The organism is Micromonospora sp. S4605 (assembly GCF_003176715.1).
Lineage (GTDB): Bacteria > Actinomycetota > Actinomycetes > Mycobacteriales > Micromonosporaceae > Micromonospora > Micromonospora echinaurantiaca.
The window spans coordinates 1-7876 of record NZ_QGSW01000383.1; the positions used below are offsets into that span (position 1 = coordinate 1).

Genomic DNA, 7876 nt, shown 5'->3' on the forward strand with positions numbered 1-7876 from the left:
GGGCAACTGGACCACCACGGTCTGCGCGCGCTTGTCGTGCAGCGCCTGCCGCAGCGGGTGGTCGAAGAGCGGCGATAGCGCGTCGAGGAGTTGGAGCAGCAGGCCGAGGCCACAGCAGTACCAGAGCAGGGTGGGCAGGCCCAGGGTGTTCCACCGGCGCAGGGCCCGGCCGAAGCCGAGCGGCTGGTCGCCGGCGAGCGGCACCACCTTGACGCCCATCACCCGCTTGCCGAAGGTCTGCCCGGTGGACGCCGTCGTCGGCACCTCGTACGCGAGCCAGAGCGCGGTGGCGATCAGCAGGATGACGATCTGCAGCCCGCCGGCCTGCTCGCTCGGCTGCGGCAGCCCCTCGGTCGACGTGTCGCCGGCCAGCGCCCGCCGCCACACCTCCCGCCAGTACGGGGTGACCTCCTCGATCAGCCGCCAGACGAACCAGCCGTTCACCACCGCGTTCAGCGCGAAGACGATGCCGAAGTCGATCAGCCGGGCGACCAGCCGCGCCCCGAAGTTGGCCAGCGGCAGCCCGTGCGGGCGCGGCTCCGGCGGCCGGCCGGGCCACTGCCCCGGTGGCCAGGACGGCGGCATGCCGAGCTGGGGATAGGGCTGCCCCGGGTACACCGGCCCCGGATGCGGCACGCCGGACGGCCCGCCCGGCGCGGAGATCGGCGGGCCGGACACGGTGACCGGCGCGGCCGGCGTGACCGGGGCGGGCGGCGGGGCCGGGGCCGGTTCGGCCGGCGGTGGACCCTCGGGCACCGCGGCGTCGACGGGGATCGGCGCGCCGATCCACCCCCCACCGTCCCAGTACCGCCGGGTCTCCGGATCGGCGGGGTCGACGTACCAGCCCGGTTCCACGCTCACTGTGCTGCCTCTGTTCGCGACTGCGGGGCTCGCAAACCCGGCTCACTCCTCGCGCTCACGAAGCAACCTTAACGACGACCGTGCCGGCGAAGCGGTCGTGCAGGCACTGCTGCCACGGCTTGTCCCACAGCTGCCACAGCCCGTCGAGGTAGCCGAGGCCGGGAACCAGCCCGCCGACCTGCTGCACCAGGAACCGCCGCACGGCGGCCCGCCGGTCCAGCGAGCGGTCCGGGTCCAGGGGTACGACGCGCAGCTTCATGACCTTCTTGCCGTAGGTCTGGCCGGTGCGGAACATCATCTCGACGTAGTAGACGTAGGCGACCACGAACGAGATCGCCACGATGGCGAGTTCCATCCAGAGGAACGGCACGAGGAAGTCGCGCCACAGGTCCGGTTGCGCGACGGTGCCGTCCGGGGCGATCCGGACGAGGTCGGGCAGCACGACCGCGAAGAAGATGATCAACGCCGGCACCGCGAGCACGAGCCCGACGCCGTAGAAGACCGCGGCGTCGACCAGCGCGGCCAGCAGCCGGTCGGTGAAGCTGGCCAGCGGCTGCCCGGCGGGGGTGAGCGTCGGCGCCGGGCGGGGCGGCCCGACCGGACCCGGCGGCGGGACCCACCCGGGCGGCGGATGGCCGGCCGGGGTGAACTGCGGCGGCACCGCGTACCCCTGAGGGATGGGACCGGCGGGCGGCGCGAAGCCGCCGGCGGTGGGCGCGGGCCCACCCGCCGGCGGCGTCGGGTACGTCGGAGGCTGCGTCACGCTCGACAGTGTTACAGGTTGCCGCGCTTCTCCTGCTCCCGCTCGATGGCCTCGAAGAGCGCCTTGAAGTTGCCCTTGCCGAAGCCGAGCGAGCCGTGCCGCTCGATCAGCTCGAAGAAGACGGTCGGCCGGTCCTGCACCGGCTTGGTGAAGATCTGCAGCAGGTAGCCGTCCTCGTCCCGGTCGACCAGGATCTTGCGGGACTTCAGCTCCTCGATCGGCACCCGCACCTCGCCGATCCGGGCGCGCAGCTCCGGGTCGTCGTAGTACGAGTCCGGGGTGTCCAGGAACTCCACGCCGGCGGCCCGCATCGCGTCCACGCTGGCCAGGATGTCGTTGGTGGCGACCGCGATGTGCTGGGCACCCGGGCCCTGGTAGAACTCCAGGTACTCGTCGATCTGCGACTTCTTGCGGGCGATCGCCGGCTCGTTCAGCGGGAACTTCACCTTGCGGGTGCCGTTGGCGACCACCTTGCTCATCAGCGCCGAGTAGTCGGTGGCGATGTCGTCGCCGATGAACTCCGCCATGTTCGAGAAGCCCATGACGCGCTTGTAGAACTCGACCCACTCGTCCATCCGGCCGAGTTCGACGTTGCCGACGATGTGGTCGACGGCTTGGAAGAAGCGCTTCGGCTGGACCCCGGCGTCGATCATCGGCTGCCGGTCCACGATCGGCCCGCGGGCCACGAAGCCGGGCAGGAACGGGCCGGTGTAGCGGGACCGGTCGACCAGGGTGTGCCGGGTGTCGCCGTAGGTGGCGATGGCGGCCAGCCGGACGGTGCCGTGCTCGTCGCTGACGTCGTGCGGCTCGACCAGGCCGGTCGCGCCCTGCGCGGTGGCGTGCGCGTACGCGGCGTCGACGTCCGGCACCTCCAGCGCGATGTCGCTGACCCCGTCGCTGTGCCGGGCGACGTGCTCGGCGCCCTCGGCGTCCGGGCGGACCGCGCCGGTCAGCACGAACCGGGCCGAGCCGCTGGTCAGCACGTACTGGGCGTGGTCCCGGTAGCCCTGCTCCGGGCCCCGGTACGCCACGCAGGTCATGCCGAACGCGGTGGAGTAGTAGTGGGCGGCCTGTTTGGCGTTGCCCACCAGGAAGTGCACGTGGTCGAGTCCCTTGACGGGGAACGGGTCACGGCTGATGTCGTGGTCGACCGCGCCGACGAGCGCGTCGACGTCGACCTCCTCGGTCGGGGTGGGTCGGTCGATCGCCTGGGTCATGGTGGCCTCCCTTGCGTACCGGCCGGCCTCATGGGCCGTCGCCGTGCGGATGTTCCTCCGCCGAGCATCGCGGTGACCGGCGTCACTGGGCAACTGGCAGCGTGAGCGCTGGTCAGGTTGCGCATTCAGTAGGGTGTTCACCCATGAATGGTGGTCAGGATGTACAGCTGGACGACCTGGACGCCAGGTTGATCGAGTTGCTCGCCGAGGAGCCCCGGACCGGGGTGCTGGAGTGCTCCCGGCGGCTCGGCGTGGCCCGCGGCACCGTCCAGGCCCGGCTCGACAAGCTGGTCGGGCGCGGGGTGATCGGCGGATTCGGGCCGGACATCTCGCCGGCCGCGATCGGGTTCGCGGTGACCAGCTTCGTCACGCTGGAGATCAGCCAGCGGCACGGGCACGACCCGGTCGCCGCGCACCTGGCCGCGATCCCCGAGGTGCTGGAGGCGCACACCATCACCGGCTCCAGCGACCTGCTCTGCCGGATCGTGGCCCGGTCGAACACCGACCTGCAGCGGGTGATCGACCAGATCGTCTCCTACGAGGGCATCACCCGCGCCTCGACGATCATCGCGCTGGCCGAGCAGATCCCCTACCGCACCCTGCCGCTGGTCCGTTCCGCCGCCGGGCGCTGACCGGCCGGTCGAGAAAGCGCGGCGACACGCGGCGCGGGAACCCGGGAGCACGGTGATCGTGACTACCGTGTCCGGTGTGGCTAAGGGGAGCGGCCTCGGCGTGCGTGGCGGGTTGCTGCTCGCGCTGATCGTGGTCGTCGTCCTCGCCGCGACCGGGGTGTGGAACCCGTTCCCCACCTTGTGGGACTGGGTCGACCGGAGCGAGCCGATCGCCGAGCCGGACGTGGTCTGGCAGCAGCGGATCGGCGGCACCCCGCGCAGCGTCACCATCGCCGGTGACACCGTGGTGGTCGAGCAGCGTACCCGGGTGGAGGCCCGGGCGCTGGGCACCGGCAGCCAGCTGTGGGAGCGCAAGGCCGACTGGTCGGCCGTGGCCGGCGGCGACCGGGACGCCGTCGTCGTCGTGGGCAAGCTGCTGGTCAAGGGGTACGAGGTGCTCGACCCGACCACCGGGGTGACCCGCCGGCGCGACGACGACGCGGTGGCCGTGTGGACGTACCGCAACCTGTTGCTGGACGCGCACTGTGTCGACGCCACCGACTGCACGCTGAGCGCCTGGGACCCGCGCGGCAGCACCCCGCTCTGGACGGCCTTCATGCCCGGGGTGCGCAGCGGCCTGCTCGGCGACAACCCGGGCCTGCTCGGCACCCGCCGGCTCGACGCGGTGCGGATCGACGAGGACGTGGCCGGGCCGGAGCCGGTGCCGCCGCTGCTCGGCTTCCCGGTGGACGGCCGGGTGCACGTGGTGGACACCGCCACCGGCCGGGTGCTGCAGAACGTCGAACCGGGCCGGGACGAGCGGCTCTCCGTGGTCGGCGGCCGGATGCTGCGGATCACCGCCCGGTCCCAGGACGGCAGCTGCTACTTCGCCATCTCCGGCCGGGACCCGGCGACCGGCCAGGAGACCTGGCGGCGCTCCGGGATCAACCTGCGCACCGCCGACAGCGCCGGCTGCGTCCAGCGCGAGGACCCGCAGGGGGCGCGAAGCGTGCTGATCGGGGTGGCCCCGGACGGCCGGGAGGCGGTCCTCGACGGGTACGACGGGCGGCTGCTGTGGGTCGGCGCCGAGGGGGAGCGGCTGCTCGCCGTCGACGACCGCTACGCGCTGGCCCGGACGGCCGACAAGAACACCGTCGTGGCCCGGGAACTGGCCGGCGGCCAGGTGCGGTGGCGGCGGCCCGCCGGCGCGAAGGCCGGTGCCGCGCTCACCCCGTACGCGGCGCTGGTCGCCGACGAGAAGCCGTCCCGGCTGGTCGCGCTCGACCCCCGGAGCGGGCGGGAACTGGCAGTGCTGCGGACCGCCGCGAACGCGCTGGCGGTCGGCCCGAACGGCATGATCATCGGGGAGGGGCGGGAGATCGCGTACGTGCGCTTCTCCGGCGCGGCGGGGGCACCCCCGCCCACCGGGAACGGCGGCGTCCCCGCTCCGGGCGGCACCGGCCAGGTGGTCCCGGAGCCGGTCGACAGCTGTGGCCCGAAGCGGGAACTCTGCCCGGACCCCGACCGCGGCAAGGACGGGTGAGAGCGGCGTCCCAGGACGCACCCGGCGGGTGGGACCGATCGACCGCTCTGCCCTAGGCTTGCCGGTCATGAGCAGTGCCGCCGCCTTCTCGTACGCTCCCCTGCTGCCGACCGGTCCGGACCAGACGGAGTACCGCCTGGTCACCGACGAGGGCGTCGACGTCGTCAACGGCCCCGGAGGTCGCCGGTTCCTCACCGTGGAGCCGGCCGCGCTCACCGCGCTGACCGCCGAGGCGATGCACGACATCGCGCACTTCCTGCGTCCCGCGCACCTGGCCCAGCTGCGCTCGATCATCGACGACCCGGCGGCCTCGCCGAACGACCGGTTCGTCGCGCTCGACCTGCTGCGCAACGCCAACATCGCAGCCGGTGGCGTGCTGCCGATGTGCCAGGACACCGGCACCGCGATCGTGATGGGCAAGCGCGGCCGGCACGTGCTCACCGACGGCGGCGACGCCGAGGCGATCTCGCGCGGCGTGTGGCAGGCGTACACCCGGCTGAACCTGCGCTACTCGCAGCTCGCCCCGCTGACCATGTGGGAGGAGCGCAACACCGGCAGCAACCTGCCGGCGCAGGTGGAGCTCTACGCCGAGGACCCGGACGGGCACCCGGACGCGTACAAGTTCCTCTTCATGGCCAAGGGCGGCGGTTCGGCCAACAAGTCGTACCTCTACCAGGAGACCAAGGCGCTGCTCAACCCCACGCGGATGATGCAGTTCCTGGAGGAGAAGCTGCGGCTGATCGGCACCTCCGCCTGCCCGCCGTACCACCTGGCGATCGTCATCGGCGGCACCAGCGCCGAGTACGCCCTGAAGACCGCCAAGTACGCCAGCGCCAAGTACCTCGACGCGCTGCCCACCGCCGGCTCGATGACCGCGCACGGCTTCCGCGACCTGGAGCTGGAGGCCGAGGTGCTGGAGCTGACCCGCAACTTCGGCATCGGCGCCCAGTTCGGCGGCCGTTACTTCTGCCACGACGTGCGGGTGGTCCGACTGCCCCGGCACGGCGCCTCCTGCCCGGTGGCGATCGCCGTCTCCTGCTCGGCCGACCGGCAGGCGGTCGCCAAGATCACCCCGTCCGGGGTGTGGCTGGAGCGGCTGGAGACCGACCCGGCCCGCTACCTACCGGACGTCACCGAGGCGCAGCTGGACAGCTCCGAGGTGGTCCGGGTGGACCTCAACCGGCCGATGGACGAGATCCGCGCCGAGCTGTCCAAGTACCCGGTGAAGACCCGGCTCTCGCTTACCGGCCCGCTGGTGGTGGCCCGGGACATCGCGCACGCCAAGATCGCCGAGCGGCTGGACGCCGGTGAGCCGATGCCGCAGTACCTGCGCGACCACGCGGTCTACTACGCCGGCCCGGCCAAGACCCCGGAGGGCTACGCCTCCGGCTCGTTCGGCCCGACCACCGCCGGGCGGATGGACGCGTACGTGGAGAAGTTCCAGGCTGCCGGCGGCTCGCTGGTGATGCTGGCCAAGGGCAACCGGTCCGCCCAGGTGACCCGTTCCTGCCAGCAGCACGGCGGCTTCTACCTCGGCTCGATCGGCGGCCCGGCCGCCCGGCTGGCCCAGGACTGCATCAAGCACGTCGAGGTGCTCGAATACCCCGAGCTGGGCATGGAGGCGGTCTGGAAGATCCAGGTGGAGGACTTCCCGGCGTTCATCGTGGTCGACGACAAGGGCGAGGACTTCTTCGCCGAGGTCACCAAGCCGGTCCTCACCATCGGCAACCGCCGCTGACCGGCATCGCGCTCCTCAGAATTCTCGGCTTGCTCAGAAGTCTCCTCGGTCTGTAGAGTCTACTGACCGAGGAGGTTCGCCATGCCGCAGGTTGAGGTCGATGACGGCACGGACGACTACCTCACCTTCGCGGCAAGTATCGCTGGTATCACCAAAGGTGAGGTGGTGGCGCGCCTGGTGGCGCAGGCGCGGGCCGGATCCGTGCCATCTCCAGAGGAGGGCGCCGACCAGGAGCCAGCGTCCGTTCGCGTCTACGCCGACTATGCTGGCCACCGCACCTACGGCTTGTTCGTCCCGGGACCTGGACGGATCGAGATCACCTCCGGTCCGCTGTCCGGTCGATCGTTCCGGACGCCGAGTCAGGCGGCGCGGGAAATCGTGAAGCTCTACAACCCCGACGTCTCGCCGCACCGCAACGGTTGGAGTTTCTTCGCCCTGGCGTCCACCGGGGCCCCGCTGCAGACCCTGCGGTATAGAGCGGTCTGAGGGGGCGGCGTGGGACTGCACGTCTTCGTTGACGAGACGAAGGAACGCGGCCTGAAGCTGGCGGCTGCCTTCGTCGAATCCGACGATGTCGCCGGTGCGCGGCAGATCGTCGGCCGCCTGACTCTGCCCGGCCAGCGCAGCATCCATTTCTGCAAGGAACGGGACGAGCGGCGCCGCAGCATCCTCAGCGCGATCAGACGGCTTCCGGTAGCCGTCACCATCTACGACGCCACCGCCTTCCGTTGCCACAAGCAAGCCCGGGCGGCTTGCCTGCGAAGCCTCGTCGCAGATGCCGCCAAGGCTGAGCGTCTCGTGCTGGAGTTGGACGAGTCCCGTCTCAAGGCTGACCGTGAGTTGCTCAACCTGCAGCTGCGGCGGACCGGCCTGGCGGGGCAGCTACGGTACTACCACCTACAGGCCCACGACGACTGTCTCCTTGCGATTCCGGACGCGGTGGCCTGGTCGTGGGCCAAGGGCGGGGAGTGGCGCTCGATGGTCCATCCGATGGTGCGGAACGTCCAGCGCCTCTGAGAGCCTGGTAAATAAGGGTTCTGGGCGGTCGCTGGGCGCAGCGGAGATCGACTACGGCGATGGCGTGGCGGCGTGACATGAGGAAGGGCCTTCGGTACGAGCGAAGGTGACGAAACCAGCACGACC

The 7876-nt window shown here is 71.5% G+C and carries 8 protein-coding genes; 5 read left to right on the forward strand and 3 right to left on the reverse strand.

The window, feature by feature from the left end:
* The 3 genes from DLJ47_RS31115 to hppD form a co-directional block, all read right to left on the reverse strand.
* Positions 1 to 861 (reverse strand): RDD family protein (locus DLJ47_RS31115; protein ID WP_109905391.1); only part of this gene is annotated, 861 nt, incomplete at its 3' end.
* A gap of 55 nt (positions 862 to 916) precedes the next feature.
* Positions 917 to 1624 (reverse strand): RDD family protein, encoded by a 708-nt coding sequence (locus DLJ47_RS31120; protein WP_109905393.1) that lies wholly within the window; start codon positions 1622 to 1624, stop codon positions 917 to 919.
* An 11-nt stretch (positions 1625 to 1635) separates the two neighbouring features.
* Complete coding sequence (gene hppD, locus DLJ47_RS31125) at positions 1636 to 2841, reverse strand: 4-hydroxyphenylpyruvate dioxygenase (RefSeq protein WP_109905395.1); 1206 nt, start codon at positions 2839 to 2841, stop codon at positions 1636 to 1638.
* Positions 2842 to 2984: 143 nt separating this feature from the next.
* On the opposite strand from hppD, the gene DLJ47_RS31130 reads away from it, so the two are divergent.
* The 5 genes from DLJ47_RS31130 (at position 2985) to DLJ47_RS31150 (ending at position 7750) form a co-directional block, all read left to right on the forward strand.
* On the forward strand, positions 2985 to 3473 hold the full coding sequence (locus tag DLJ47_RS31130; protein WP_109905397.1) for an Lrp/AsnC family transcriptional regulator: 489 nt from the start codon (positions 2985 to 2987) through the stop codon (positions 3471 to 3473).
* A 76-nt stretch (positions 3474 to 3549) separates the two neighbouring features.
* Positions 3550 to 4995 carry an outer membrane protein assembly factor BamB family protein gene (locus DLJ47_RS31135; RefSeq protein WP_109905399.1) on the forward strand — a complete coding sequence of 482 codons (1446 nt, stop codon included), beginning with the start codon at positions 3550 to 3552 and terminating at the stop codon, positions 4993 to 4995.
* Between the two features lie 67 nt (positions 4996 to 5062).
* Positions 5063 to 6733, forward strand: coding sequence for a fumarate hydratase (locus DLJ47_RS31140; RefSeq protein ID WP_109905401.1), 1671 nt, complete (start codon positions 5063 to 5065; stop codon positions 6731 to 6733).
* Positions 6734 to 6814: 81 nt separating this feature from the next.
* Positions 6815 to 7219 carry a hypothetical protein gene (locus tag DLJ47_RS31145; protein WP_109905403.1) on the forward strand — a complete coding sequence of 135 codons (405 nt, stop codon included), beginning with the start codon at positions 6815 to 6817 and terminating at the stop codon, positions 7217 to 7219.
* A 9-nt stretch (positions 7220 to 7228) separates the two neighbouring features.
* Positions 7229 to 7750: a hypothetical protein gene (locus DLJ47_RS31150; protein WP_109905405.1), complete on the forward strand. Its 522-nt coding sequence runs from the start codon at positions 7229 to 7231 to the stop codon at positions 7748 to 7750.
* Positions 7751 to 7876: the final 126 nt, after the last annotated feature.